Here is a 25,642-nt window from a genome sequence, read left to right as displayed (position 1 = left end):
GCGTTTACCCCAGGTCATTTCCCACAGGTACGCAGAGTGCACACCCGGTGCGAACTTCTCCTCAGCCGGAGGCGTGTCGTGGAACAGAGTGGCGCGGTAGGGCGGTGTCTGTGGGCGCTGGCGGTGCTCGTCGTGTTGACCCGTTGTGGAGGTAGTGCGGAGCCGGAGCCTCCGGCCCCCGAGAGCCAGGGTTTCCAGCAAGCCTCCGCCGTGGAGCCCGCGGCCACGGTGATGGCGACGGCCACGTTCACACCCATCTCCGATGCGCGTGTGGAGGAGGCCCTTCCCACGCGGAACCTGGGCATCGAGAGCACCTTGATCGCGGACCTCTCGCCTCGGCAGGAGAGCTACCTTCGCTTCTCCCTGAACAAGGTGAAGGGGACGGTGACGCGAGCCCGGCTGCGGCTCTACGTCTCGGATGGCACCTCGGATGGGCCCCAGATCTTCTCCGTGACGCGGTACTGGTCGGAGGCGGGCCTCACCTGGAGCACCCGGCCGGCCCGGCTCGGAGGGCCTCTGGCGGATGCTGGAGCGCTCACCTCGGGCACCTGGGTGGAGTACGACGTGACAGGCGCGGTGAATGGCAGCGCCGATGTGAACCTCGTGCTCGTGCCCACCTCGAGCGATGGGGCGGACTTCGTCTCCCGGGAGGGACGGTCGGACCTGAGGCCTCAGCTCGTTGTCACCTATACCCCGGAGGCACCGGCTCCCGCGGGCTGCATGCTGCGCACGGATGCCTATCGCCGGACCTATATCGGCTTCACGGATGGCACCGTCTCGCAGAGTGAGCCCAACAGGAACTTCAGCTCGGAGCTGACGCTTCAGGTGGATGGGTCGCCTCGGCTGGAGTCCTATCTCCAGTTCGACGTGGACACGCAGGGGATGACGGTGCGCAACGCCTGGCTGGAGTTCTTCGTGACGAACCCCACCTCGGATGGCCCACTGCTGTACCGGGCTCGCAGTGACTGGAGCGAGCAGAGCCTCACCTGGAACACCCGGCCGGGGCTCTCCGCGAGCGCGGTGGGCAACCTCGGCGCTGTCACCGCCGGCAGCCGCGTGACGTACGACCTGACTGGAGTCGTGGCGGACTGGGGGGGCTATGGCTTCGGGTTGCTCCCCGAGTCCACCGATGGGGTGGCCTTCTCGTCGTCGAATCAGCCCCTGTACGATGAGGCGCCCAGGTTGAGCTTCACCCTGGACAGTCCCCTGTTCTGTTCGTACCACGGTGCGGGAGGTGGCCTCTCGGAGTGGAAGCGGCAGTACGGGGGCGCGGGCGACGAGTCCCTGGGAGCGCTGGCGCCGCGGCCCCAGGGCGGCTTCGTGGCGGCGGGGCGCTTCGGGTCGGCGGCCTTCCCTCCAGAGGAGGGGTTGGCGCTGGCGCAGTACTCCGCGACGGGCAGTCCGGAGTGGAGCCGCGTGGTGTCCACGGAGAAGGTGCGGGCGACGCATGTCACCGTCACCTCGCTGGGCAACATCCTGGTGGTGGGGCAGTACATGGGCTCGCCGAATCTGGGAACGGGGCCGCTGCCCTTCGTTCCGCAGGAGGCGTACTGGTACGGGTTATTCATCGCCAAGTTCTCTCCGACGGGGCAGACGGTGTGGGCGCGCGGCTTCACGGCGCGGGATGATCAGGGCCAGGTGGTGCAGGCCTTCCCCGCCGCTGTGGCGACCGATGCCAATGGCAGCCTGCTCGTGACGGGAGGCTTCGCGGGACGGATGGATCTGGGCGGGGGCGTGCTCGCCTCGGATGCGCTGGGAGACACGGGCAACTGGTCGAGCCTGGGAGGCTTCGCGGCGAAGTTCTCCTGGGAGGGGCAGCACGTCTGGTCCAGGGCTTTCCAGAGCGGGGATGACGATGCCTACGATGCCCAGCCCCAGGGACATGGCGTGGCCGCGGACTCGGCGGGCAACGTCCTGGTGGCCGGCGCGGCGGGGCCCTGGACGAATCTTGGGGACGGGCGCCTGGGAATGCGGGCGCCCTTCATCGCGAAGTACAGCCCCACGGGCGCTCTGCTGTGGAAGCGGGTCCTTCGCGGAGCCTATGGCGTCGTGAGGGGCATCCAGCCCCAAGGGACGGACCGGATCATCTTCATCGGCAACGTGGGAGGGTCCTTCACCTTCGCGGGGGGCTCCTACTTCGGTGGCAACCCGAATGACTCCTACCGGTATCCGCCCAACACCAATGGCTTCATCGGTGCTTTGACGGGCACGGGTGCGGATGTCTGGTTGCGCTCCATCGGGACGGGGACAGGATACATCCTGGATTTCCAACGCCTGGCCGTGAGTGAGGATGGGCTCCTCACGGTTTCGGGGCGGGGCCGGGAGGTGTTCGAGCTCGGCGGTGGGAGTTTCGGTTTCTCTACGGACTTCGATCCTTTCATCGGCACGAGCCGCACCTTCGTGGCGCGCTATTCGGCGAGCGGCCAGCACCAGTGGTCTCGCGTGTTCGATGTGGGCCGGAGTTTCGATGTGGCCCTGCAGCCGGGAGGCGCCGTGGTGTTGGGAGCCACGCTCGCGGGAGTGCTCGAACTGGAGGGGCAGACCTATACGCCCGTGGGAGAGAGCGATCTGTTCTACCTCAAGGTGACTCGCTGACGGACTGCTCAGCGACGTCGTGCGGCAGTCGAGTGCTTGTCTGTGTGCCGCCGCCGTCCACGAGCTTGCTGTGTCAGCTCGTCCAGTGCTTTGAGGAGCTTTCGGTACGAGCGCGAGCGCTGGGCCATGCCAGAGGTAAAGGGAAGCGCCGAGGAGAAGTCGGACTGATCAATGGTCTCTTCGTAGGGGCGCCCCAGCAGTGCGGAGAGGCGCTTCTTGCAGTCGCGGATGGCTTCGATATCCGAGAGAGTCGCGAGTCGTTGCCCGGCAGGCAGGAGCTTTGCCCGCCGCAGCCTGGCGAGCGCGGCCAGGAACCAGACCTCATACTCCCGGTTTGCAACCACCACCTGGATGGGAATGTGCGGTGCAACGGCAAGTGCACGCTCTAGCAGTTCGAGCCCAAGCCCCTTGCGCCGTGTCTTCGACCGCTCCAGACATTCGTCATCCGCGTCGAGAATGATGAGGATGCCGTCCGGTTGTTCACGGGCGGCCATCTCGACGTAGTACTCGACGCCGAGTTCGTCATCTGCATCGTGAGGGCACTTGAGCGCGCCTGCCCCGGGTGCTCGAATGGCCAGATCGGGTGTCTCGAAGTTCCTGAAGCCGCGGTACTGAAACCAACGACGCAGGAGCACGGGCACTGCGGTCTGCTCACCGTGGCCTTCCACGATGGCGAGGATGCGGAGTGGCCGGCGCATGCTCACAGCCCAAAGAATCGAGTGAAGAAGTCACTTTCGACGCGCTCAGGCTCGTCGGCGGTGAAGAGCGCGTTGCTGCGCAGCAACTTGCCGACGGAACGAGGCGGGCGGCTCATCTCCTCGGCCCCCGTGCTGAGCCGGAAGAGTTGGCTGCGCCCATTGCGCCATTGGATGACCCTGATGCGTTCCGGAGTGACAGAGGGGTGGCTCAGCGCTTCCGGGCTATGTGACGTGAGGAGCACCTGGCATCGGCGCGTGCTGGAGTCAACGGCGTCCAAGAGAACACTGAGGGCGGCGGGATGAACGGAGTCCTCGATCTCCTCGATGCACACCAGTGCGGGTGACGGGCTCTGGCGAAGCGCGAGAAGGATGGCCAGGCATCGCAGGGTTCCATCGGACATGTCCCGAATGTCGAATCGGACGCGGGTGGACTTCCCGCTCTGCTGGAAGAACCGGATGAGCCTGCGCCCGGCCGCTGTGCCGGACTGGAGTCTGCTGATGCCGGGAGTAATGGCGGCAAGGTGCCTGGTGATCCAGGAGAGCTCTTTCCGATTCCTCTCGATGGAGTGGAGGACGTCCCCGGCGTTATCACCGTTGCGGTGGAGAATGCTCGTGCGGCCAATGGGAGGCTCGAGCCGGATCGCTTCGGGCGAGAGCCTGTACGCACGCACGCTCGTTTTCAGGGCATCGAGGATGAGTTGAAGGGAGGGCTTCCCAATGGCTAAGAGGGGAAGAGACAACCCCTCTCTTGAGAAGAAATGGTACCGGTGGGGAGCCTGGGGCTGTGGGCCGGCGTGGCCCTCAGGAGTATCGAACCTGATGGACTCGTGCTCTACGCGAAATCCTTTGGCAGTGCGTGAGGGGGTGACCTGGAACCCGTACGTTGCGACAATTCCCGCTCGGATATACGGCGGCTCAATCACAAGCCCGGTCCGCTGTGTGAACGCTCGTAGGTACGCCGGGGAAATCCTCACGGTGAGTGCGATGGACAACTTCTTCGCTGTTTTCGAGCTCCGGTGCAGAAGGGCCGAGAGGCCTTCCCGGCGTGTCAGGGCGTTCTCGAGGGAGTCAGTGAGCGCGTCCCGGAGGAACACCAGTGCATCGATGAGCGTGCTCTTGCCCGCGCCGTTGCGCCCGACGAGCACAGTCAGCTCATCGAACCGGAGCCGGACGTTCTCGAAGGCCCGGAATCCGGCGAGCCTTAGTTCCACGATCTGGATGCCTGAGGAGTCGTTCATGAGACTCCAGACTTTCTAGCACTCCAAAGGAGGGCGTGGTGGGGCGGAACGTCTCATTCCGCTGGGGACAGGACGCTCACCCAGAACTCGCGAGGGACCTGGGCCTCCTGACCCCGGAGGAGCCGCTCACAGAGCCGCGCCTCGGTGATCCAGATGCGTCCCTCCTTCGAGACAGTGAGGTTGACGGGGGACTCCAGTCCCGAGGCGAGCACCTCCAGCTTCTTTGGGCCCCGGCCTGCTCCGAGGACATCGATGCGGAGCAGCCGTCCATCTCCGCTGGTCACCGCGCCTTCCAGCACGAGCAACCGCCCGTCGGGAGCGAAGCGCATACCATCCGGGTTCTCCAACCGGCGCGGCAGCTCCACCTCCGTTACCGTGGGTGCTGCCTCTGCCCCGAGCCGGATGAGGAAGAGGCGTCCGGGCCCGTAGGTGTTGATGGCCAGCGTGCCGCCATCCCTGGCCAGCGCGATGCCCGCAGGCCCGATGTTGCCCATCCCTGGCCCCTGAGCCTGGAATCGCGCGTCGGATACGAAGGTCTCCAGACGCTCACCTCCGGGCCGCAGATACAGGACGGACGCACGCGAGCTGTCTGTCACGTACAGGCCGCCATCAGGTGCGACGGTGATGTCATTGCCCAGGCCTCCCTCCGGAATGGGGATGATCCGCCGCACCTTGCCTGTGCGGACATCCAGCGCAAAGAGCCGGTGCGGCCGTCGACCCAAAGATCCATCCGGGCGCAGCAGCCCCATGACGTCGGGAGACGTGCCCCATAGCAGCCCGCGAGGCGCATCCAGCCGGAGGCTCGTCACCGAGAACACTTCATCGGAGCCCGGGAACAGCACCTGCCACGTACCACCTGGCTTTCGTTGCAGGACTCGGCCGCTCGACACCGAGCCGACATAGAGAGTCCCATCCTCCGCGTGGGCAATGCCATTGGGATACGTGAAGCCTTCCGGAAGAGGAAGGCGCGGGGTTGCGGCGAGCAGGCTTGCGCTCAGGAGGGCCAGGCAGCTCAGTGGGCTCATGAGGCCACGAATACCTCACGCTTCCCTCCGTATCACCGGGCATGGGCGCACTACACTCGTGCACCGCGTGCAACAGTCGCGGGAGGGTGGCATGCAGCGTGCGGCGATGCGAGACCGGCTCGAGGAGATGCGGAGTTTCGTGGCAGTGGCGCGGGCCCAGAGCTTCGCGGACGCGGCGCGGGAGCTGGGAATCAGCGCCTCGACGTTGAGCCGGCGCATCACCCGGCTGGAGGGAGCGCTGGGCACTGCACTGTTGCGGCGCACCACCCGTACGGTTTCGCTGACGGAGGCCGGCACGTTGTACCTCGAGCGCAGCCTGGATGTGCTCGCCCGCGTCGAGGATGCGGAGGCCCTCGTCTCCGGGTTGGCGAGCGATCCCAGGGGACGGCTGCGCGTGTCCGTGCCCAACCTCTTTGGACAGCTCCAGATTGCCCCGCTGCTGCCGGACTTCCTGCGGCGCTACCCCCGCATCGCGCTGGAGGTCTCCTTCGTGGACCGCTACGTGGACCTCATCCAGGAGCGGTTCGATGTCGCCATCCGCATCGGCGCCCTGGAGGACTCCAGCCTCATGGTGCGCCGGCTCGCTCTCAATCGACGCATCCTCTGTGCTTCCCCGCGTTACCTCCAGGACCGCCGGCCGCTCACGAGGCCCGAGGATCTGACCCAGCACGCGTGCCTCCACTTCAGCTTCCTCTCGGAGGGCCCTGCGTGGACCCTGGTGCGCGGGCAGGAGCGGGTGACCGTCCGTGTGCGTCCGGCGCTGAGCGCGGACAATGCCGAGGCGCTGCGGTTGGCCGCGGTGGCGGGGGAGGGCATCACCGTGCTGGCCACGTTCCTCGCGGGAGAGGATCTGCGTGCCGGGAGGCTCGTCCGGGTGCTTGAGGGCTGGTCCATCCCCGACACCGGCATCTTCGCCGTCCATCCGCCAGGGCGGATGGTGCCTTCGAAGGTTCGCGCCTTCGTCTCCTTCCTGCGCGAGCGCTTCGAGGGCACGCCTCCCTGGGAACGGCCCGGAGCGTGCCGGGTGTCTTCTCAGGCATAGCCTTCGACGTAATCAACCGGCGGAGCGATGCCCACGCGCCACCGGGTGACGCGGCCTTTCTCATTGTCTCGGATGGAACTCGAAGCTACCGGTTCGACTTCGACAGCAGCATTGAGGGAGGAGGCAAGTGCGCGGCCCGCGTGATGCACCAGGCGTGCGGGGCGCTGGAGTTCGCAGAGGGAACCAACCGTTGGCTCCAGTGCGTCGAGCCAGGCGCTTCCGAGGTGCTCTGCTCTCAGGTTGATGCTCGCGTGGAGAGGATCAGTCCTCCCGAGGGTGTCTCCAGTGTGTGTGTCAGGGCACGCGCAACTTCGCCACCGCCTGCGCGGGCCCGTCACCGAAGTTCAACCCCGCGCTGGTGTTCGCCTTGGCCACCCGGACATCGTAGGTGCCCGGCGGCAGGAGCGTGGTGAAGCTGAAGCTGGAATCCTTGCAGCGCACGTACGCGGTCTGCTTGAACGAGGCCGTCTCGTCCGTGAAGGTCACCGTCGCGAGCGTCGCGGAGAGGTTGCTCGAGTTGGCGCAGTACGACGCATCCACCGTGGGCAGCAAATCGTTCACCGTCAGCCGTCCGGACACGGTGCGCACCGTCTGGTCCAGCAACAGGTTGCTCACCGTTCCATTCACCGTGAGGTTGGGGAAGCGGCCCGGGACGAAGTTGGACCCGGTCGTGTCGAATCCCGGCTGCGTCTCGACCTTGTAGGTCCCCGCGGGGAGCCAGGCCGTGAAGTCGAAGGCCGGCCGCTCGCAGGTGATCGACTTGGTTCCGTTCGTTGCCCCCTGGACGGTGTTGGAGAAGGAGACGCGCGCCAGTGGGGCTTGCCTGTTGTACGTCTGTTGGCAGAACGGCTCATGCCCGGTGGGCGCCACCCCGTTGTTCAGCACCTTCCCGGAGACGGGGTACACCACCTCGTTCAGCACCACGCCGCTGGTGGCGCTGGAGACGGTGAACGGGGTGAACGCGTAGAAGCCTTCGGGCGTGTTGAGCTGCGTCGAGCCCGAGGGGCTTGCCTGCACCGTGTACTTCCCGGCCGGGAGCACGGTGGCGAACTGGAAGTTGTCCTCGCAGTAGAGCGTCACCGTGCCAGAGAGCGCGTTGTCCGACTGCACCATGAGGTTGAGCAGCCTGTCGCCGGTGAAGCACTGCGCGCCGAGCACGGGCGCAGCGCCGTTGACCGTCACCTTGCCGGACACCGGGAACACCACCTGGTCCCAGACCTGGTTCGAGAGCGGCCCGGTGACATTCAGGGTCCGCTTTACACTCATCGGAGGCAGGGTCGAGACGGGCTTGCCATACCCACCCGCGTCCCGGAAATAGACGCTCTGCGAGCCCGGTGGCAGGAGCAGCGAGAAGCTGAAGTCCGAGGTGCAGGGCAGAGGTGTCGTCCCGGAGAAGTCGTTGTTGGATGCGATGATCTCCGCCACGGTGAGGGAACTGGTGCAGGTGCCGCCCTTCAAGGTGGGCGTGGCGCCGTTGACGGTGAGCCGGCCGCTCACCGGATGCACCACTTGATTCAGCACCAGGCTGGACGTCGGCCCTGTCACCGAGACGGGGGACGGCACCTTCAGGTTGCCGGAGGCGATGCGCGGTCCCGCCGGCCGCGCCGCGAAGGCGGGGCTGATGCGCACGTCATACGTCCCCACGGGGAGGAACGTCTCGAAGCTGAAGTCGGCCTTGTGGCCACAGTCGATGGAGAGGGTGGCGAACTCGTCCTCACCTGCGGGCGTCGTACTGGAACTCCGGTAGAAGGTGAGATCGGCCAGGTGCTGGCTGTCGGAGGTGCAGCCCGCGGGGGTGGTGAGAGTGGGGACCGCGCTGTTCACCGTCAGCTTGCCCGAGACGGCGGGCACCCCCTGGTTGAGCTTCAGGTCCGGCGTGTCCTCGGTGAGGGTGACGTTGCTCGCCACGCGCAGCTTGAACGGAGACATCCTCACGTTGGCGTCGTTGCTGGAGTACGGCTCCGCGTACACGTTGTACTTCCCGGGCGGGAGCCGGAGCGCGTAGTTGAAGCCGTTCTGGTTGCAGCGGACGGCGGTCTCGAACTTTGCCCCCGTCGACACCTGCTCGAAGGTCAGCGAGACGAGCGCATACGTCGCCCTCCAGGCGTCCGCGCAGTAGGCGGCGTCAAAGGAGGGGATGGCCCCGTTCACGGTGAAGTGGCCCAGGACGTTGATCAGGTCCGTGTTGAGGATCAGCGACGTCAGGGTGCCACCCTCGCAGACGAGCGCCGAGTTGCACGTGAAGCCTTCCGGGCATGGCGGCGAGCAGGGGCTGACCGCCTCGCAGCGCGTGCCGGTGCAGGCCTCCGCCGCGCCGCAGTCCTGCGCCACCCACTCCAGACAGCCGCTGCTCCCGGTCTGGCAGGTCTCCTGCCGCTGGGTGTTCGCGCACCGCTGCTGCCCCGCGGTGCAGGCGTCGGTGCATTGAGAGTTGGAGCACTTGCCATTCTGGCAGTTGCCGATGGCGCATGAGCGGACCTCGCCCCACTCGGTGCAGCCGGTGCTCTGGCGCTCACAGTACTGCACGCTGGAGCCGGCGCAGCGCCCGGTGCCCTCGGGGCACTGGTCGGAGCAGTGGTCCACACAGGCGCCGCCGCTGCACACCTGCGTGCCCGGGCAGACCTCCGGAGCCGCGTAAGCGAGGCAGCCATTCGCACCGCGCACGCAGGCGATCCGTTTGCCCGACTCGCAGCGGTTTGCCCCCTCCAGGCAGGCGTCGCTGCAGGCGGCGCCACACACGCCAGCGCTGCTGCACTGTTGGCCATTCGAGCAACTGTCGCAGGTGGCACCTCCCGCGCCGCAGGCCGAGGCCTGGTTGCCGGGCGCGCAGGTGCCATCGTCCTGGCAGCAGCCGAGACAGTTGGAGGCGTCACACGAGTTGGAGGAGGGACAGCCCGCCGAGAGGAGGGCCAGAGGCAGCAGGGCACTCAGCACGAGCGCGGGGAGTACGGAGAGTCGTGAGGGGGTCATGTCCGCTCGCCCATACCGGCCTGCTCTGACACTTGGGGGAATCCCCCATCCATGCATCACAAACACGGCCGGCTCACTCCACCTCGTTGGAGGAAACCCCCATGCCCAAGCGCCGTGAGCCGAACGAGGGTGGCCAGTACCGCCGAACCTGCGCGACGATGGATGAGCATCGCCGCCTGGCCCGTCTCTCTCCCGAGTACCGTCGCAGGCGACGTGAGATCGAACTGGAGACACGCCAGTTCATCGCGCGCTACGCGGACGCCGGGCTGAGGACAGGCATCGTCCGCATTCCCGTCGTCGTGCACGTGGTGTGGAATACGGCGGCGCAGAACGTCAGCGATGCCCAGATCCAGTCTCAGATCAACGTGCTGAACGCTGACTTCCGCCGGATGAATGCGGACGCAGCCAGCGTGCCGGCGGTCTTCGCGGGAGTCGCCGCCGATACACGCATCGAGTTCGCGCTCGCCGTGCGCGATCCAGCCTGCGGCTCCACCAATGGAATCACCCGCACCTTCACCGCGACGACGGGCTTCACCATGGCGACCCGTAACAACGTCAAGTCCGCGGCGACGGGGGGCGCGGATCCATGGCCCTCGGACCGATATCTGAACATGTGGGTCGCCAACTTCACGGACACGCTCCTCGGGTTCGCCACCTTCCCTGGCGGGCCTGCGGATCTGGATGGCTTCGTTGTCCGCACGGATGCCTTCGGCACCATTGGCACGGCGGCGGCGCCGTTCAATCGCGGACGCACCGCGACGCACGAAATTGGCCACTGGCTCAACCTGCTCGACATCTGGGGGGACGACGAGTCCGGGGCCATCTGCAGCCAGTCCGACGAGTGCGCGGACACTCCCAACCAGGGAATCATGAACTTCGGGACGCCCGCCTTCCCGCATGTCTCGTGTGGCAACGGGCCGAACGGCGACATGTTCATGAACTACATGGACTACGTCGATGACGCGGCGATGTTCATGTTCACGCAGGATCAGGCGACGCGGATGAACGCGACACTGTCCGTGGCGCGCGCGAGCATCCTCTCTTCGGACGGGCTCGTTCCGGTGAGCGCCGGCGCGGTGCCGGATCTCTGGATGCAGGACAATGCCGATGACACGGGTGCCGAGCCGGATCCCAGCGCGAACCCCATGTGGATCAGCGATGACATCTGGGTGCGCAACGCGCCGGATGGGCTCACCAATCAGGATCACCAGAACCCACGAGGTGAGCAGCTGAACCATGTCTACGTGCGCGTCCGCAATCGCGCCTGCTCACCTGTGGGCTCGCAATCGGGCACGGTGAAGCTCTACTGGGCGAAGGCCTCCGTGGCTCTGTCCTGGCCTGCGCCGTGGGATGGCAGTGTCACGGTACCGGCGTTGATGGGTGGGCTCATCGGCAGCCAGTCCGTCACGGTGGCCGGAGGAGACACGGAGATCCTGTCCTTCGACTGGACGCCGCCCGACCCTTCGGATTACGCCGCCTTTGGCGCGGACAAGGCGCACTTCTGCCTGCTGGCGCGCATCGAGACATCGCCGGTTGCGCCCTTCGGAATGACGACGCCCGAGACGGGAAACCTCTACGCCAACGTGCAGAACAACAACAACATCGTCTGGAAGAACATCACGGTGGTCGACACGGATGGAGACGGGGGGCGCTTCGCCGACGTGGTGCTGGGGAACCTCGGGCGTGAGCGGCAGGAGACGGTGCTCGTCTTCGACACACCGAGGCAGCGTGGTGGCTCGCTCTTCGACTGGGGGTATCTGCTGGTGGAGTTCCGGGGCGACGCGCTCGAGCGATGGGCCAAGGGAGACCTTCGAGGCGACGGTTTCCAGCGGCTGGAGGACGGGCGGCTCCTCATCACGCGTCCCGTGAAGTTCCTGGGGCCGCCGCTGAAGCCGGGGGAGTTCGGCACCTTGCACGTGCGCTTCGTACCGGACGGACGCCGCCCCACGGGGGCCGAGGTGTTCGAACTGGACGTCACTGCGTTCGACGCCCAGGGACAGCTCGTGGGTGGGCAGCGCTTCCTGCTCAGGACGGCGGATGTCCGGAAGCGGCCTTGCTGGGACACCCAGGTTGGCAGCTTCGACGGCGTCGACTGGATCAGGGCCCCTCAGTGCGGCTGTGGCTGCGGCTGCTGAACCATTCCTGGAGCATCCGGAACATGACCCAGGTGCTGGGTAACGCCCAGCAACTGGGACTGGTAGCCGAGAGGCATGGCCCTCACTGCTGACGCCGGCGCCGGACCAAGACGAGCCCCGCCAACCAGAACAACAGCGCGCTCGGTACCGAACCCGTGGAGCAACCGCACCCGCTGTCGGGCTTGCCAGGAGGTGAATCCCCAGGGAAGTCGCTGTCGCAGGCGTCGCCCACGCCGTCACCATCCTTGTCCGCCTGATCGGGGTTGGCCACCAGCGGGCAGTTGTCGGTGGCGTCCGCCACGCTGTCGTTGTCATCGTCCGCATCACAGGCATCGCCATTGGCGTCATGGTCGGTGTTGACCTGATTGGGGTTGGCCACCAGCGGGCAGTTGTCCGTCCCGTCGAGCACGCCGTCGTTGTCGTCGTCCGCGTCACAGGCGTCGCCCTCGCTGTCGTTGTCGGCGTTGGCCTGATCGGGGTTGGCCACCAGCGGGCAGTTGTCCGCGCCATCCATGACACCGTCACCATCGCGGTCTGTGTCGCAGGCATCGCCCAGACTGTCGCCATCCAGATTGGCCTGATCGGGGTTGGCCACCAGCGGGCAGTTGTCGCTGGCGTCCGTCACGCCGTCGTTGTCATCGTCCGGGTCACAGACATCGCCCGCACTGTCGCTGTCCGTATTGGTCTGATCGGGGTTGGCCACCAGCGGACAGTTATCGCTGGCGTCCGTCACGCCATCGTTGTCCTTGTCCGGGTCGCACGCGTCGCCGATGTGATCATTGTCTGTGTCCACCTGATCGGCGTTCGCCACGAACGGGCAGTTGTCGACGTTCTGCGCGATGCCGTCATGATCGGGGTCGCTCATGAGGGCAATGCCCCAAGGATTGGAGAAGTTCGAGATCGTCGTCGTCACCGTGCGCGTCGCCGTGTCGATCACCGAGATGTTGCCGCCGCCGGTGTTCGTCACATACGCACGAGCCCCGTCCGCCGAGAACGCCACGACTCGTGGCTGCGTGCCCACCGGCACTGTGCCCACCACGCTCAGCGTCGCCGTGTCGATCACCGACACGTTGTTGCCCGTCAGGTTGGGCACGTAGAGCTCGCTCCCGTCCGGCTTGACGGCGACGTAGACAGGGATCGAACCCACCGGCACGGCGGCCAGCTCCGCGCGAGTCGCTGTGTCTATCACCGTCACGACGTTGGCGGTAAAGAACGCTGCGTACGCGAAGGCCCCATCGGGTGAGAACGCGAGCCAGTTGGCACCATTGTTCCCATGCCCCGTGTTGAAGGTCGCCACCATCGTGTTCGTAGCTGCGTCGAAGACAGCAACCGAAGAGCCCGAAGTACTGCCGACCGTGACCCAGACGAACGCTCCGTCAGGAGTGCTCTCCAAGGTTGCGCAACCTATCGAGCTTATCGTCGAGGTGACCGTGTTGGTGGCGAGATCGATGACGGAGAGGGTGGCGCTCCCGTTGTTGCACGTATAGAGGGTCCCCCGGTTGGTGGGAGCCACCGCCGTCACGAGGTTGCCCGTGGGAATGCTGGCGAGCACCGAATTCGTCGTCGTATCGATGATCTGCACCGCGTTGGAGCTCGTCGAGAACAGGCGCTTGCCGTCGGCGCTCAGTCGGAGATTCCGGGAGCCCGTCCCTGAGATGCTACCGGTCTCGGTATTGGTGGCCGTGTCGATAATCCGCACCGAGGTGTTGCCTGAATTGGCGACATAGGCATTGAACTGTGCGTGTGCGACGCCCGTGCTGAGCACTGTCGCAAGCAATCCGACCACTGCTGGTGAGAAAGGCTTTCCCAAAGTGCTCACACAAATCCCCTGTATTTTTTGTAAGAGCGTCTGCTTGATCGCGTCCACACTCCGTATACACGGGGTATCTGGCGGAGGATATTGGACCTAGTGCCTACACGGCGGCCCCAATAGGGGGATGCTCGGAATCTCAATTGTGGGTAGACTCGGACCATCGACTACCTGAAGAAAATCCTGACCGCACGGGTCTACGACGTCGCCTCCGAGACCCCGCTCGAGCTGGCGCCGACCCTCTCTCAGCGCTACCAGAACCGCATCTATTTCAAGCGCGAGGACGTGCAGGACGTCTTCAGCTTCAAGGTTCGCGGCGCCTACAACAAGATGGCCCATTTGAGCGACGCGCAGTTGAAGCGCGGCGTCATCTGTGCCTCCGCCGGGAATCATGCGCAGGGCGTGGCCCTGTCGGCCGCCCGCCTGGGCTGCCGTGCGCTGATCGTGATGCCCACCACCACGCCGCCGCTGAAGATCGAGGCCGTCAAGGCGCGTGGAGGCGCCAGCGTGCAGATCGTCCTGCACGGCGACTCCTATACGGACGCCTACAACCACGCGATCACGCTGGAAGCAGAGCAGAAGCTCACCTTCGTACATCCCTTCGACGATCCGGACGTGATCGCGGGGCAGGGCACGATTGGACTGGAGATCCTGCGCCAGCACTCCGGCCCGATCCACGCGATCTTCGTTCCCATCGGCGGCGGCGGCATGCTGGCGGGGATCGCGGCCTACGTGAAGCAGATCCGCCCGGACATCCGCATCGTGGGTGTCCAGACGCAGGATTCGGATGCGATGGCGCGCAGCCTGAAGGCGGGCGAACGAGTCACCCTGCTGGACGTTGGCCTGTTCTCGGATGGCACGGCGGTGCGTTTGGTCGGAGAGGAAACCTTCCGTCTGGCTCAGCGGTACGTGGACGAAGTGGTGCTGGTCGATACCGATGCGATCAGCGCCGCAATCAAGGACGTGTTCACCGACACTCGCTCGATCCTTGAGCCGGCCGGTGCCCTGGCTGTGGCCGGTGCCAAGGCCTATATCGAGCGCGCCGAATCAAGCCAGATGCCGGTCAAGAACCAGACGCTGATCACCGTGTGCAGCGGCGCCAACATGAACTTCGATCGGCTGCGCTTCGTGGCGGAGCGCGCTGAGCTGGGCGAGGCACGCGAAGCGCTGTTCGCGGTGACGCTGCCGGAGCAGCGCGGCAGCTTCAAGCGCTTCTGCTCGCTGGTGGGTCCACGCAACGTGACCGAGTTCAATTACCGCATCAGCGACAAGGAACTGGCGCATGTCTTCGTTGGCGTGCAGATCGCCGACCGCGGCGAATCCGGGAATGTCGCCCGGCGCTTCGAGGATCATGGCTTCAAGACGCTGGACTTGACGCACGACGAGCTGGCCAAGACCCACCTGCGCCACCTGGTCGGCGGCAAGAGCGCGCTGGCCCGGGACGAGCTGCTCTACCGCTTCGAATTCCCCGAGCGCCCAGGTGCGCTGATGCGCTTCCTGAACAGCATGGCGCCCAACTGGAACATCTCCCTGTGCCATTACCGCTCACAAGGCGGAGACGTCGGCCGCATCCTGATCGGCCTGCAGGTTCCGCCGGAGGAAATGGGCACCTTCGCGACGTTTCTCGCGACACTCGGCTACCGCTACTGGGATGAGAGCCAGAACCCCATCTACAAGCTCTTCCTATGACCCCCCACGTCGTAGACCACGGCTTCCGAGGCGATGCTGCCATCGGCGAAGCGCACCTGCCCTGAAACAGCGATCTGGGCCCAGGTGGCCCCAGGCAGGGAGAGCAGAACCACGGCCATCAGAGCCGTGTGATGAAGGAAAGTGCGCAATGACATACGGGGTTTTCTCCGAGAATTCACAGGGGAAGATTCAAGAGCTCACTCCTCGTTCCTCTGGAGAACGGAGCCTCGGGGTTCATGAACCATGCGGGCTGACGCGTTTCGGAGCTCTGCGAGTCCCGAGTCCCTGCATCAATCGCTCTGTGAGAAGATGCCGTCCCATGACGAATATGCGAGTGGGTGTTTCTTTTTTCTTCGTCCTGCTGCTCTCGATGAGCTGCGGGCCGCGGGAGTACTCCCTGGAGGGGTTGGCGCAGAAGGGGCCATTCCAGGTGGGCTCCCTGGTGACGGTCCAGGAACTCGACTCCCAGCTCGCCGCGGAGGGCGTGGTGTACTTCACCGACACGCGGGATGACTTCGGTGCGTTCTCCCTGGACGCGACGATCCAGTCGCCATTCGTCGAGGTGCGGGTCAGCGGCTACGCCTACGACGAGCTGCACTTCTCGCCCTTCGACGGGCCCATCGACATGCGCGCCATCGTCCCGGTGGAAGGCTCGGACCCGGGCGAGGGTTCATCGGTCCATGCGGCCCTCAACGTGCTCACGGACCTGCAGAGCGCGCGGCTGCGTCAACTGATGGGGCAGGGGATGGGTTACTCCGATGCGGAGGCGCAGTCGCGCGGCGAGCTCCTCGGCGCTTTCGGTCTGCCACCGGGTGCCTCATCCCCCCCCTTCCATCAGCTGGATCTCTCCCAGGATGGGGAGGCCAATGCCATCCTGCTCGCGCTCTCGTCCACGGTGCTGGGGGTGGCCAACCTGAAGTTGACTCGGCTCGGCAATTTCCCTGGGCCGGTCCCCGGCATGGGAGCCTCCTTCAGCGAGACCCAGACACGGATGCGCATGGAATTCGAGGGCACTGGGGGGCTTGCGTCCTTCTCCGATGACATCCGCTCCGCGCAACATCAGCTCGCGGACGCCACGGATCAGGCCAGCGTCTTTTGCCGGCCGCAGTGTTGGGGCCCGGTGTCGAAATATCTCTCGCTCTATTACGAGACGCGCGGCGTGACAGCGACGATTCCCAACTGGCGCCCCTACGTCGACGGCGATGGGAACGGCACCGTCGACAACTACGAACCGTGAGCGGGCGCCGCCCCACTCTCCAGGATGCGGCGCATCAAGGTGACGGCACCTGGCAACCTGGGAGGTACCATGTGCCGTCTGTCTGAAAAGGTTTCTCCGGAGTGCAGGTCTCAGGAGGTCTGCCAAGAGTGACCTGGGCCCAGGCAGCCCAGGGCCCCATTCCGCCGGAATGGACGAGCGGGTAGATTCTGCGCGCGACATGTCACCTCTAGTGCGGCTGGGGCTGCTGATACTGTTCTGGGCGGCGCCTCGGGCCAGCGCGGGACCTTCGACGGTCCGGCTCGACTACATTCGAGATGCCACCGCCTCGGACTGCGTGACGCAGGAAGCCCTGCATCAGTCGCTCTCGACACTGTTGGGGAGAGACCCGATCGATGACTCGGCCCCCGAGAGGCTGCGACTCCACGTCAGTCGTGAGGGCGGGAACTGGCGGGGGACAGTCGAGCTGTTCGATGCGGCCGGAAAGCGCAAGGGCCGCCGTGAGCTGTCGTCCTCTCTCAAGGATTGCCAGGAACTGCGTCAGTCGTTGGAACTGACCGTCGCGCTCATCCTCGCTCCGCCCTTCGTCGGCAAGCCCGAGGCTCCGTTGCCTGCCCCGCTTCCGGTGCAGAGCGCTCCGCCCCCGGTACAGAGTGCCCCGCCCCCGGTACAGAGCGCCCCGCCCCCTTCCCTGCCGCAGCCGGGTCTTGCTCCCGGTATCACCGTGGGGCTGGGGACACGCCTCTCCTGGGGACTGCTGCCCGAACGCCAGCTCGGCTTGGATGCCGAGGGCGGCCTGCGCTTCGAGCGCTTCTCTTTCTCCCTGGGGGCAACTGCCTGGCTTCCGCGTGCCTATCGCCTCGACTCCGCGGGACTTCGGAGCACGCTGGTCACCGCGACGGCTCGCGCCTGTGTGCACTCCGGCCCCTTCGGGGCCTGTCCTCAGCTCTCGGTGGGGCTCCTGCGGGGCGAAGGCGTCGATCTGGAAAATGCGAAAAGGGTCAGTGCTCCCTGGTTCTCTCCTGGCGCTCGGCTCTTCGTGGAGTGGAGCCCGCCCGTGCGCGGAATCCGCTTGCAGATGTTCGCGGAGGGGCAGCTCGTCCTCACCCGGCACCAGTTCCTGGCGGGGGATGTGCGACTCTGGCAAGTCCCCGCGTGGGGGGGCTCCATGGGCCTCATGGCACTTTGGAAAAAGGGCCCGTGACGGATTTACCGAGCTCGCCGCAATCATTCTCAACGTGCCCAAGCTCACGGAATCCATCGTGCCGCTCTCCGCTCCTCCTACGGGTATTCAGGAGTGGTACCGACAGCACCTGTCCTTCGTGTATCGGTCGCTCGAGCGCTTGGGGATTCCCCCAGCGGACCTCGAGGACCTGGCGCACGACGTCTTCATGGTGGCGCATCAGCGCTGGGACTCCTTCGATCGCTCGAGCCCGGTGCGGCCCTGGCTCTTCGGGATCGCGGTGAAGGTGGCTTCGGGTGCGCAACACCGTGCATGGCGGACGCGGGAAGTTCCTACCGAGACCTACCCCGAGATGGCGGACAGACACCCTCTGCCCGATGCGCTCGCGGAGCGGGCCCAGCAGCAGCGCAAGCTCCTGCGCGCGCTGGACACGCTCGACATGGACCGGCGTGCCATCTTCGTTCTGCATGATCTCCAGGGAGTTGCCGTTCCCGAGGCGGCCCATGCGCTCGGGATACCGCTGAACACGGCCTACTCTCGGTTGCGTGCCGCGCGCTTGCAGGTGGCCGAGGCCCTGCGACATCTGGGACACCCAGGAGGTGAGCGGTGACTCGCGATACCGACGAGACGCTGCCGGAGGAATTGCGCCAGGCCATCGAGTCCGAGCGCTTGTGGGACCAGCTTCCTCCAGAGCTCGAGGAGCGGCTGGCGCGCCGCATTGGTGACAGCTTCGCCTCGAAGAGGGTAGGGGAGTCACTCGAGCCGGAAGTACCGCGGGACGAGGACGCGGATCCAAGTGTGGCGACCTCCCGGCAGCACGTGCTGCCGAGCCTGATCAAGAAGGCCTTTCCCTCCTTGAAGTGGGGAATCGTCTTTGCCGGGGGACTGCTGGCGGCAGGGGCCATGGGAGCCGGCCTCGTGACCGTGATCAAAGTCGCCTTCCCGAGCGAAGAGACTCCCGCGCCCGCCACTCCGGCTCCCACCAGAAAAGCCGGCTCCCGGGTTCGGCGGCCGCCACCGCAGGCTCCTGCCGAAAAGCTCGAGGTGCCAGCCGAAGATACCGAGATGCCACCCGAAGAGGCCAGGCTGCTGCCCACCGTGCCCGAGGTGGCTCTTCCCTCGCCAGCGCTGGCTCCGTCTCCACCGGTGCCCACGGCGCCGCCGATGCCCACGGCGCCCTCGCGGCCGAAGGTGAAGCGAGGGCCTGTGCCCCCACAGGTTGCGGCGGAGCCGGTTGCGGCGCCTCCATCTCCTGCCCCGAGCCGCGCCAGTCCCGTGAGCGAGCGGGACTGGTCACTCCTCCAACTGGCGCGAGAGGCCAGTGCGCAGGGGCACTATCCCGAGGCGCTCTCGGCGGTCACCGAGCATGAGCGGGAGTACCCCGCGTCCCAGCTCGCACAGGAGCGCGAGGCGCTTCGGATCCATGCCCTGATGGGGCTGGGGCGGCGGGATGAGGCGCGAGCCCTGGCCCGGAGCTTCGAGCAGCACTTCCCGGAGAGCATGCTCCTCGAGGGCATCCGCGAGGCTGTTGGCGGGGAATAAGTGTCAGTCTTTGACGGATTCGGAACGCTCGCCGCAATTCAAGAGCACAGCGCAATGGGGCGCTGATCGGGAGTATTCATCCATGCGAGCGACAACGATTCTTTGCCTTCTCATGCCATGGCTTGCGGCGTGTGATCTGGACCTGCAAGTGGGAGAGTTGCCGGAGACAGACGAGGGCGGCTTGAATTGCATCCCAGACGCGGGGAGCAGCGAAGGGCCGCCCGTGATGGCGCTGATCGGGCCGGCCACTCAGGCACTGGAGTGTGGAAGCTCCTATACCGACCCGGGTGCCAAGGCTACCGATGCGTGCTTCGGTGATCTGACCAGCAGCATTGTCCGGGTAGGCTCGGTGAACAGCGAGGTGCCAGGCAGCTACACGCTCACCTACAACGTGACAAATCCGGCGGGCCAGGTCGCGACGCCTGTGCAGCGGATGGTCACCGTGAGCGACACGCTGCCCCCGACCCTCGCCGTCAATGGCTCGTCTTCGCTTGCACTCGAGTGCGGCACCGTCTTCACGGATCCGGGCGCCGTGGCGACGGACCAATGCTTTGGGGCACTGCCCGTGGTGACCAGCGGCACTGTCGATCCGAACGTGCCGGGTCACTACACCCTGGCGTACCAGGCGACAGACGCCGCGGGAAACACGGTGTCCGCGAGCCGCTCGGTGGAGGTGAGCGACACGCTGCCACCGACCCTCACCCTCCTCGGTTCGCAGCACCTCAACGTCGAGTGCGGCGGTGCGTTCGCTGATCCAGGCGCGGCCGCCACCGACGCGTGCCTGGGGGACCTGACGGCCGCCATCACGCGTGTCGGATCGGTGTCGTCCACGATACCGGGCCATTACATGCTCACGTACTTCGTGGGTGATGGGCAGCGCTCCGTCACGGCCACCCGACTGGTGACCGTGATCGACGTCCAGCCGCCCGTCCTGAAGATCCTCGGCCCGCTCAGCCAGAGCATCGAGTGTGGTACGCCCTACGTCGATCCGGGCGCCACCGCCACCGACGCATGCGCGGGAGACCTGTCCGCGGCGATCGTCGCCACGAGAACGGGCGATCCCAGCTCACCCGGCGTTGTCTCCATCACCTACTCGGTGAGTGATCCCTTCGGCAATTCCACCACCTCGCCGCTCTCTCGCACGGTGAGGGTGAGTGACACCGAGAAGCCCGTGATAACGCTGGTGGGACCGGAGACGGCAGTGATGGAGTGCGGCACCACCTTTGTCGACCCGGGTGCCACCGCCATGGATGCATGTTTTGGTAATCTCACCTCGCAGATCATCCGGAGTGGCACGGTCCAGGCCAACATGCCAGGGGCGTATACGCTCGCATACGACGTGAAGGATTCCGTGTTCAACTGGGCGGACCCAGTGACTCGTACGGTCGTGGTAGACGACACGCTGCAACCCACGCTCGTCCTCAACGGCCCGTCCACTCTGACACACCAGTGTGGCACCGCCTTCGTGGATCCGGGTGCTGTGGCGACGGACCAGTGCGAAGGGGGGCTGCCTGTGACGGCGAGCGGCGCTGTCAACGCGAACGTGCCGAACACCTACACTCTTGTGTATCATGCGGAAGACAGTGTGTTCAATGAAGTGTCCTTGACCCGCATGGTGAATGTGTTCGACAACGTGAAGCCTGAGATTCAGGTGCTCCCCGGTTCGTCGATCATCGAGTGCAATGGCACTCCTTACGTGGACCCCGGTGCCACGGCCTCCGATCTCTGCGCTGGCGACGTCACCCAGTCCATCGTCGTCAACAGCGATCTCGATCAGTCTCGCCCGGGCGTTTACACGATCAGCTACACGGTCGCGGACGCTTACGGCAATGTGAGCACGGCCTCTCGCTCCATCACGGTGGGGCCGTGCAGCCTCACGCCGTCCTCGCCCCGGGAGCCCGCCGCCCGGCTCGCTGAGCTGAGTGGGCTGTCTTCCCAGCTCGCGGGCTTGACGGCGAATGGCACGGCGGAGTTCGAGGTGCCGGGCAGCATCCTGCTGAGGGGCACGGCTCCGGGGCTGAACGTCTTCGAGCTGGATGTCCGTGCGCTCACGGACGCCACCCGGCTGCTCATCGACGCCCCCGCGGGCTCCTTGGGGGTGGTCAACATCCACGGGGACTCGGCGAGGTTCGCGGGGCTCGAGCCTACGTTCCTCGGCGGAATCGACAAGCACGGCGTCCTCTACAACTTCGTGGACGCGACGGACATCCACGCCGATCGCTGCGAGTTTGAGGGCACCGTGCTGGCACCCCATGGCCGGATTCATCTCCAGGGTGGCAGCGGGGATGACAGCACTCCTGGCGCGGCGCGGTGCTCCGAGATGGAGGGGGTGTGGATGCGGCCTTGACCTGCCGCCTCCACGGGCTTCATGCCGCGCAGTGACCGGAGCAGAGGGGGCTGGCGGATCACCTCCTCTGCTCTGGCGCTGCCTGAGGCTGCCGAGGCCTTGCATTCCTACTCAGGGGACGCTGTTGGCATCCGCCGGGTTGCTCCCAGCCGCCCGCTCATCTCCGTCGAGCGCCCCATCGAGGTCCTGATCGATGCCGATGCGCGGTCCTGAGCCCAGGGGCGTGCAGGTATAGGTCAGGGCCCCGTCGGTCAGGACCACCATCGCGCGCAGGGCTTCGTCGGAAACGGGCCGTACGGCCTTCCAAGCGCTCTTGAACCATCCGCCTCCCGTATAGAGGAACCCCGCTTCCAGCTGCCAGACGCGCCCCTTGGCCACGAGCTCGCACTCGCCTGCCTCGGCCCGGCTCTTCAGCAGGTGGATGCGGGGCGCCGCCGCCGTGAAGTTGTGAGCCGTGAGCGTCACCTGCTGGCCCACGATGGGCGCCAGGTTGGTGTCGAAGGCCAGCATGTACTGCTCCATGTCTCGCTTGGCCTGCGCTCCTGCGGGCGTGACCGGGATGCCATTCGCGTTCAGCGGGGTCTTGTCGAATCCGCTGTTGAATCGGAACAGGGTCGGGAAGGTGCCGTCGTGGTTGAAGCCCACGCCGCGAATCTGGTCTCCCATGAAGGGATCGGGCTCCACCGAGTTGGTGGAGAAGGCCGCGCCGAACATGCCGACCTTCTGGTACATGTTGCGCAGGTGCGGGACCTTGAGAGCCTGGGGCTCCATGGCGAAGCCCGTGCGGCCATCCGCTCCGAAGAAGCCGGCGAAGGCGCCCTCCTCCGGGTTGGCTTGCGGATCGAGCCGGTGGCAGGTCTCACACGTGCCGTGCGGAGCGATGGTGGTGCCGAAGAAGAAGTCCCGGCCCGCCTGCTGAGCCGGCGTCAGCGAGTTGTCGAGGTTGCGGACCGGATTGGGCGGGTAGGAGAGCTGCAGGATGAAGTCGGTGAACTGCTGCATCTCCGCTGTGGAGAGCTGCGCGTTGCGGCCCAGCAGGCTCGTGAAGGCCGGGTTGAACTTCTTGAAGGCGGCGGCCTCATTGAAGGCGCCACTGTTGGGCTGTGCGCTGGGCTCGTCGTTGCCCCCGGTGCGATCGCCGCGCCAGTGCATCGGGCCGTGGTTGGCCATGCCACGCAGGCTCTGGGTCACCATCGGTCCCTTCATCGGGTGGAGAGCGGAGGGGATTCCAAGGAGGGGATCGTCGCCGAACACGGGAGGCACGGGGATGAAGGGGCCTGGATTGTTCAGGACGGTGCCGTCCGGGTTGCCCAGATCCCACGCCAGGCTGTCGAGATCTCCGAAGATGTGGCAGCTGCCGCAGGACGAGTCCCCGTGGCTGGAACTGCGGCGTGCGTCGTAGAGGAAGGGTCGCCCCGCGACCACGCTGGGAGGCTCGGGGTTGTACATGGGCACGTGAGCCAGCTCGGCGCGGGTGGCGGTGTCGATGACGGAGATGGCGTTGTCGAAGCGCGTGAGCACGTACAGGCGCCTGTGAGCCTCATCCAGCACCAGGCCCGTGGGGCCACCGCCGCTCACGGGAATCTGGTGGTTTGTGCCCGGCACGAAGGTGTCTGCCTCGAGGGCGGCAGTGGAGTAGACGCCCAGCTTGGAGGAGCCAAAGGCGGCCACGTAGAGGGTGGCGCCGTCGGAGGTGATGGTCATGCCGAGCGGCTGCGCGAGGCTCTTTTCGTTCTCGGCATTGGGCAGTGGGGCGCAGCAGGTGGAATAGTCGATGTGCTTGTTGAGGTGACGCGGGGTGACACCGGCGGGGCTCAGCACGGTGATGCGGCTCTCGTGCAGGTGTCCCCGGAGCGTGTGACCGCCGAAGAGGCCCTCGCCCTCGAAGCGGAGATCATTCCGTGCCTCGGTGTTGCTGACGTAGACCTTACCGCTCACGGGATTGACGGCCATGTTGAACAGCACCGTGCCGACGCCGGAGTAGAAGCCGGCCGAACCTGGGAGCTGCGCGGGCGGGTTGGCGTTGGCGTCGATGACGAACACGTCCTTGTCGGGCAGGGAGAACCTCACCTGGGAGTCCCAGGGGCGGTTGAGCACGTCGACCCAGTGCTGGCCATCGAACTTGACGATGACGCCGGCAGGCGGGGCCGGATCTCCGGCGGTGTTGCTGTAGGGCCCGGGCATGCCTCCGGGAGGAACCAGGGTGTCCTCGATGACGGTGGTGCGGTTGCCGGAGTGGAACGCGGCTGCATAGACGCGCGAGCCGTCGGGCGTCACCGCGAGGGCGCGGGGCGTGTCGCTGAAGAGGGTGAGGATGGTGAGCGGGTTGCCGGTGGAGACAGGGTTCTGCAGCCGGGCGGCATCGAAGACCCAGACATCGGCCCGGCCAATGCCTGGCGTGGTGAACTGCGGATCATAAGGAACGTTCTGCCCACGGTGAGCGGTGGTGATGAAGGCGCGGTTCATTCCGGGACCGGCGAAGACGATGTCCCGCGGTTCATCGCCCACGAGCAGGGTCCGCACGACGGTACCCGAGTGCTCACTGGGGCCGAGCCGCACGACGCTGACGCTGTCGGACAGGTGGTTGACGACCCAGATCTCCTCGTTGCTGCGGGCCGCGACGGCGACCGGCTCGAGTCCCACGGGCACCGAGGCGCGGTGGATCAGGCCCTGGTTGCTGAGCTGAAACACCTCGAGCCGGTTGTCGGGTGTATTGACGGCGAAGAGGAGCTTGCCATTGGGCGACAGCGCGAGCGGGCGGACCTGGCCACTGTCGAAGACAGTGAAGGTGGGTGTGGTGGAAGGCAGTGCGCTCGCCGAGCCGCAGAAGAACAATATCGCGATGAGAGTGAAACTCGAAACGGCATGGCCTGCCATTCGTTGCAATGCTGACATGACATCCCCCCCCTGTTGTTGCTCAATGCCTGCGTAAAGCGCTGGGCATGGCCGACCCACCTTCTGGGTTGAGCCATGTTTCCCCTGGATGACTTTACTCAGCTCAGTATCGGTAGAAACACCTGGGGGCTCGGTGATGCAGCTCACAGCCGCAAAGTGGAGCACTTCACAAGACCCAGGCTGTTACATTGCAGTGGCTGCGGAATCTAGAGAAACAGCAGAACGCGGTGTCGCGGGGCGTTTACCTTCCCGGCATGCTCATCGCCTTCATCAGCCGAACCCCCGACTACCGCACGTTCGCGGAGCAGCTGGCGGCGCGGATGCCTGCCCATCAGGTTTTCTTCCTGGAAGACCCGCTCTCTCGGGACGGCCGCCCTTTCGATGCGGTCGTGACAGCAGGAGCGCATGTCTCCCGGGAGTTCCTCCACGTCGCTTCCATCGGGTTCGTCCAGACGATTGGCTCGGGCTTCGAGAACGTGGACATCCAGGTCGCCACGGAACTGGGGGTATGGGTTGCTCACATGCGGGCCGCTGCTACCGGCAACGCCGACTCGGTCGCCGAACACGCCATCCTTCTCCTCCTCGCTCTCTCCCGGAGGCTGCGGGAGGCCGAGCAGGGTCTACGGGCAGGGGAATGGGCCCGGCCTCGGGGCTCGGCCCTCCTCGGCAAGGTGGCCTGCATCGTTGGGTTGGGGGACATCGGTACCGCTCTGGCCGTGCGCCTCCAGGCGTTCGGAATGCAAGTCATGGGGGTCCGCCAGGACACAGCGAAGGGAGGTCCCCCAGGTGTGCGCGTCTTCGGAACCCATGAGCTCCATCTCGCTCTGTCGCAGGCGGACTGTGTCGTCCTCGCGGTTCGTGCCAACGCTCGAAACGAGCACCTCATGAACGAGTCCACGCTGGCAGCCATGAAGCCCGGTGCCCTCCTCATCAACATCGCTCGGGGCAGCCTGGTGAAGCCGGAGGCGTTGCTCGAGGCTCTGCGCTCGGGTCATCTCGCGGGGGCTGGTCTGGATGTCTTCTGGGAGGAGCCGGTCAATCCAGACCATCCGCTCTTGCGGCTCCCACAGGTACTTGCCACGCCGCATATCGCGGGAGTCACCGACGTCCACATGTCGCGGGGCCTGCAGCGGTTGGCCAGCAATCTGGAGGCATATGCCCAGGGAACGAAACCGGAGTTCCTGCTCAACGCCCCCCCACAACCCAGGAAGCGCCTCACCTGAGGCGGACTCCGTGGGCGCCCCCTGAAATACGGGA

At 65.9% G+C, this 25,642-nt stretch carries 17 protein-coding genes; 10 read left to right on the top strand and 7 right to left on the bottom strand.

Going from position 1 to position 25,642, the window contains the following annotated elements:
* The first annotated feature begins 78 nt into the window (after positions 1 to 78).
* Positions 79 to 2,595, top strand: a complete 2,517-nt coding sequence (locus KY501_RS38785) for a CBM96 family carbohydrate-binding protein (RefSeq protein ID WP_224368929.1) — start codon at positions 79 to 81, stop codon at positions 2,593 to 2,595.
* Positions 2,596 to 2,603: 8 nt separating this feature from the next.
* Here KY501_RS38785 and KY501_RS38780 read toward each other — a convergent pair whose 3' ends face one another.
* Genes KY501_RS38780 through KY501_RS38770 form a run of 3 tightly spaced genes read right to left on the bottom strand, consistent with a single transcriptional unit; the run spans position 2,604 to position 5,556 of the window.
* Entirely contained in the window at positions 2,604 to 3,293 is a 690-nt protein-coding gene (locus KY501_RS38780; RefSeq protein ID WP_224368928.1) for a DUF4276 family protein, read from the bottom strand.
* Between the two features lie 2 nt (positions 3,294 to 3,295).
* Entirely contained in the window at positions 3,296 to 4,531 is a 1,236-nt protein-coding gene (locus KY501_RS38775) for an AAA family ATPase (protein WP_224368927.1), read from the bottom strand.
* Positions 4,532 to 4,584: 53 nt separating this feature from the next.
* Positions 4,585 to 5,556 carry a Vgb family protein gene (locus KY501_RS38770; protein WP_224368926.1) on the bottom strand — a complete coding sequence of 324 codons (972 nt, stop codon included), beginning with the start codon at positions 5,554 to 5,556 and terminating at the stop codon, positions 4,585 to 4,587.
* A gap of 91 nt (positions 5,557 to 5,647) precedes the next feature.
* On the opposite strand from KY501_RS38770, the gene KY501_RS38765 reads away from it, so the two are divergent.
* Positions 5,648 to 6,598, top strand: coding sequence for a LysR family transcriptional regulator (locus tag KY501_RS38765; protein WP_224368925.1), 951 nt, complete (start codon positions 5,648 to 5,650; stop codon positions 6,596 to 6,598).
* A gap of 294 nt (positions 6,599 to 6,892) precedes the next feature.
* On the opposite strand, the gene KY501_RS38760 is transcribed toward KY501_RS38765, so the two are convergent.
* Positions 6,893 to 9,568: a hypothetical protein gene (locus tag KY501_RS38760; protein ID WP_224368924.1), complete on the bottom strand. Its 2,676-nt coding sequence runs from the start codon at positions 9,566 to 9,568 to the stop codon at positions 6,893 to 6,895.
* 101 nt (positions 9,569 to 9,669) lie between these two features.
* On the opposite strand from KY501_RS38760, the gene KY501_RS38755 reads away from it, so the two are divergent.
* The gene (locus KY501_RS38755) at positions 9,670 to 11,703 is read left to right on the top strand and encodes a zinc metalloprotease (RefSeq protein ID WP_224368923.1); all 2,034 of its coding nucleotides are present in this window, start codon (positions 9,670 to 9,672) and stop codon (positions 11,701 to 11,703) included.
* 82 nt (positions 11,704 to 11,785) lie between these two features.
* Here the strand turns inward: KY501_RS38755 and KY501_RS38750 are convergent, their stop codons facing one another.
* On the bottom strand, positions 11,786 to 13,480 hold the full coding sequence (locus tag KY501_RS38750; RefSeq protein WP_224368922.1) for a thrombospondin type 3 repeat-containing protein: 1,695 nt from the start codon (positions 13,478 to 13,480) through the stop codon (positions 11,786 to 11,788).
* A gap of 195 nt (positions 13,481 to 13,675) precedes the next feature.
* Between KY501_RS38750 and ilvA the strand changes: the two genes are divergently transcribed.
* Positions 13,676 to 15,202, top strand: a complete 1,527-nt coding sequence (gene ilvA / locus KY501_RS38745; protein WP_224369041.1) for a threonine ammonia-lyase, biosynthetic — start codon at positions 13,676 to 13,678, stop codon at positions 15,200 to 15,202.
* Here the strand turns inward: ilvA and KY501_RS38740 are convergent.
* Positions 15,184 to 15,357, bottom strand: a complete 174-nt coding sequence (locus KY501_RS38740; RefSeq protein ID WP_224368921.1) for a hypothetical protein — start codon at positions 15,355 to 15,357, stop codon at positions 15,184 to 15,186. The genes ilvA and KY501_RS38740 overlap by 19 nt on opposite strands.
* A 164-nt stretch (positions 15,358 to 15,521) precedes the next feature.
* Here KY501_RS38740 and KY501_RS38735 point away from each other — a divergent pair, with 164 nt between their 5' ends.
* The 5 genes from KY501_RS38735 (at position 15,522) to KY501_RS38715 (ending at position 21,490) form a co-directional block, all read left to right on the top strand.
* Positions 15,522 to 16,439: a hypothetical protein gene (locus KY501_RS38735; RefSeq protein ID WP_224368920.1), complete on the top strand. Its 918-nt coding sequence runs from the start codon at positions 15,522 to 15,524 to the stop codon at positions 16,437 to 16,439.
* A gap of 199 nt (positions 16,440 to 16,638) precedes the next feature.
* Positions 16,639 to 17,622 (top strand): hypothetical protein, encoded by a 984-nt coding sequence (locus tag KY501_RS38730; RefSeq protein ID WP_224368919.1) that lies wholly within the window; start codon positions 16,639 to 16,641, stop codon positions 17,620 to 17,622.
* Positions 17,623 to 17,656: 34 nt separating this feature from the next.
* Positions 17,657 to 18,211, top strand: coding sequence for an RNA polymerase sigma factor (locus tag KY501_RS38725; protein WP_224368918.1), 555 nt, complete (start codon positions 17,657 to 17,659; stop codon positions 18,209 to 18,211).
* Positions 18,208 to 19,143: a tetratricopeptide repeat protein gene (locus KY501_RS38720; protein WP_224368917.1), complete on the top strand. Its 936-nt coding sequence runs from the start codon at positions 18,208 to 18,210 to the stop codon at positions 19,141 to 19,143. Before KY501_RS38725 ends, KY501_RS38720 begins: the two co-directional genes overlap by 4 nt.
* 112 nt (positions 19,144 to 19,255) lie before the next feature.
* Positions 19,256 to 21,490 carry an immunoglobulin-like domain-containing protein gene (locus KY501_RS38715; protein ID WP_224368916.1) on the top strand — a complete coding sequence of 745 codons (2,235 nt, stop codon included), beginning with the start codon at positions 19,256 to 19,258 and terminating at the stop codon, positions 21,488 to 21,490.
* Positions 21,491 to 21,601: 111 nt separating this feature from the next.
* Here KY501_RS38715 and KY501_RS38710 read toward each other — a convergent pair whose 3' ends face one another.
* Complete coding sequence (locus KY501_RS38710; protein ID WP_224368915.1) at positions 21,602 to 24,385, bottom strand: YncE family protein; 2,784 nt, start codon at positions 24,383 to 24,385, stop codon at positions 21,602 to 21,604.
* 227 nt (positions 24,386 to 24,612) lie between these two features.
* On the opposite strand from KY501_RS38710, the gene KY501_RS38705 reads away from it, so the two are divergent.
* The gene (locus tag KY501_RS38705) at positions 24,613 to 25,608 is read left to right on the top strand and encodes an NAD(P)-dependent oxidoreductase (protein WP_224368914.1); all 996 of its coding nucleotides are present in this window, start codon (positions 24,613 to 24,615) and stop codon (positions 25,606 to 25,608) included.
* Positions 25,609 to 25,642: the final 34 nt, after the last annotated feature.

The organism is Hyalangium versicolor, assembly GCF_020103695.1.
Taxonomy (GTDB): Bacteria; Myxococcota; Myxococcia; order Myxococcales; family Myxococcaceae; genus Hyalangium; species Hyalangium versicolor.
The sequence above is the reverse complement of the archived record's forward strand: the minus strand, read 5'-3'. Positions and strand labels throughout refer to the sequence as shown.

Coding starts and splice junctions, on each gene's coding strand:
- KY501_RS38765 (WP_224368925.1), top strand. CDS start 5,648: ATGCAGCGTGCGGCGATGCGAGACCGGCTCGAGGAGATGCGGAGTTTC.
- KY501_RS38775 (WP_224368927.1), bottom strand. CDS start 4,531: ATGAACGACTCCTCAGGCATCCAGATCGTGGAACTAAGGCTCGCCGGA.
- KY501_RS38735 (WP_224368920.1), top strand. CDS start 15,522: ATGACGAATATGCGAGTGGGTGTTTCTTTTTTCTTCGTCCTGCTGCTC.
- KY501_RS38755 (WP_224368923.1), top strand. CDS start 9,670: ATGCCCAAGCGCCGTGAGCCGAACGAGGGTGGCCAGTACCGCCGAACC.
- KY501_RS38760 (WP_224368924.1), bottom strand. CDS start 9,568: ATGACCCCCTCACGACTCTCCGTACTCCCCGCGCTCGTGCTGAGTGCC.
- KY501_RS38730 (WP_224368919.1), top strand. CDS start 16,639: ATGTCACCTCTAGTGCGGCTGGGGCTGCTGATACTGTTCTGGGCGGCG.
- KY501_RS38710 (WP_224368915.1), bottom strand. CDS start 24,385: ATGTCAGCATTGCAACGAATGGCAGGCCATGCCGTTTCGAGTTTCACT.
- KY501_RS38715 (WP_224368916.1), top strand. CDS start 19,256: ATGCCATGGCTTGCGGCGTGTGATCTGGACCTGCAAGTGGGAGAGTTG.
- KY501_RS38780 (WP_224368928.1), bottom strand. CDS start 3,293: ATGCGCCGGCCACTCCGCATCCTCGCCATCGTGGAAGGCCACGGTGAG.
- KY501_RS38770 (WP_224368926.1), bottom strand. CDS start 5,556: ATGAGCCCACTGAGCTGCCTGGCCCTCCTGAGCGCAAGCCTGCTCGCC.
- KY501_RS38740 (WP_224368921.1), bottom strand. CDS start 15,357: ATGTCATTGCGCACTTTCCTTCATCACACGGCTCTGATGGCCGTGGTT.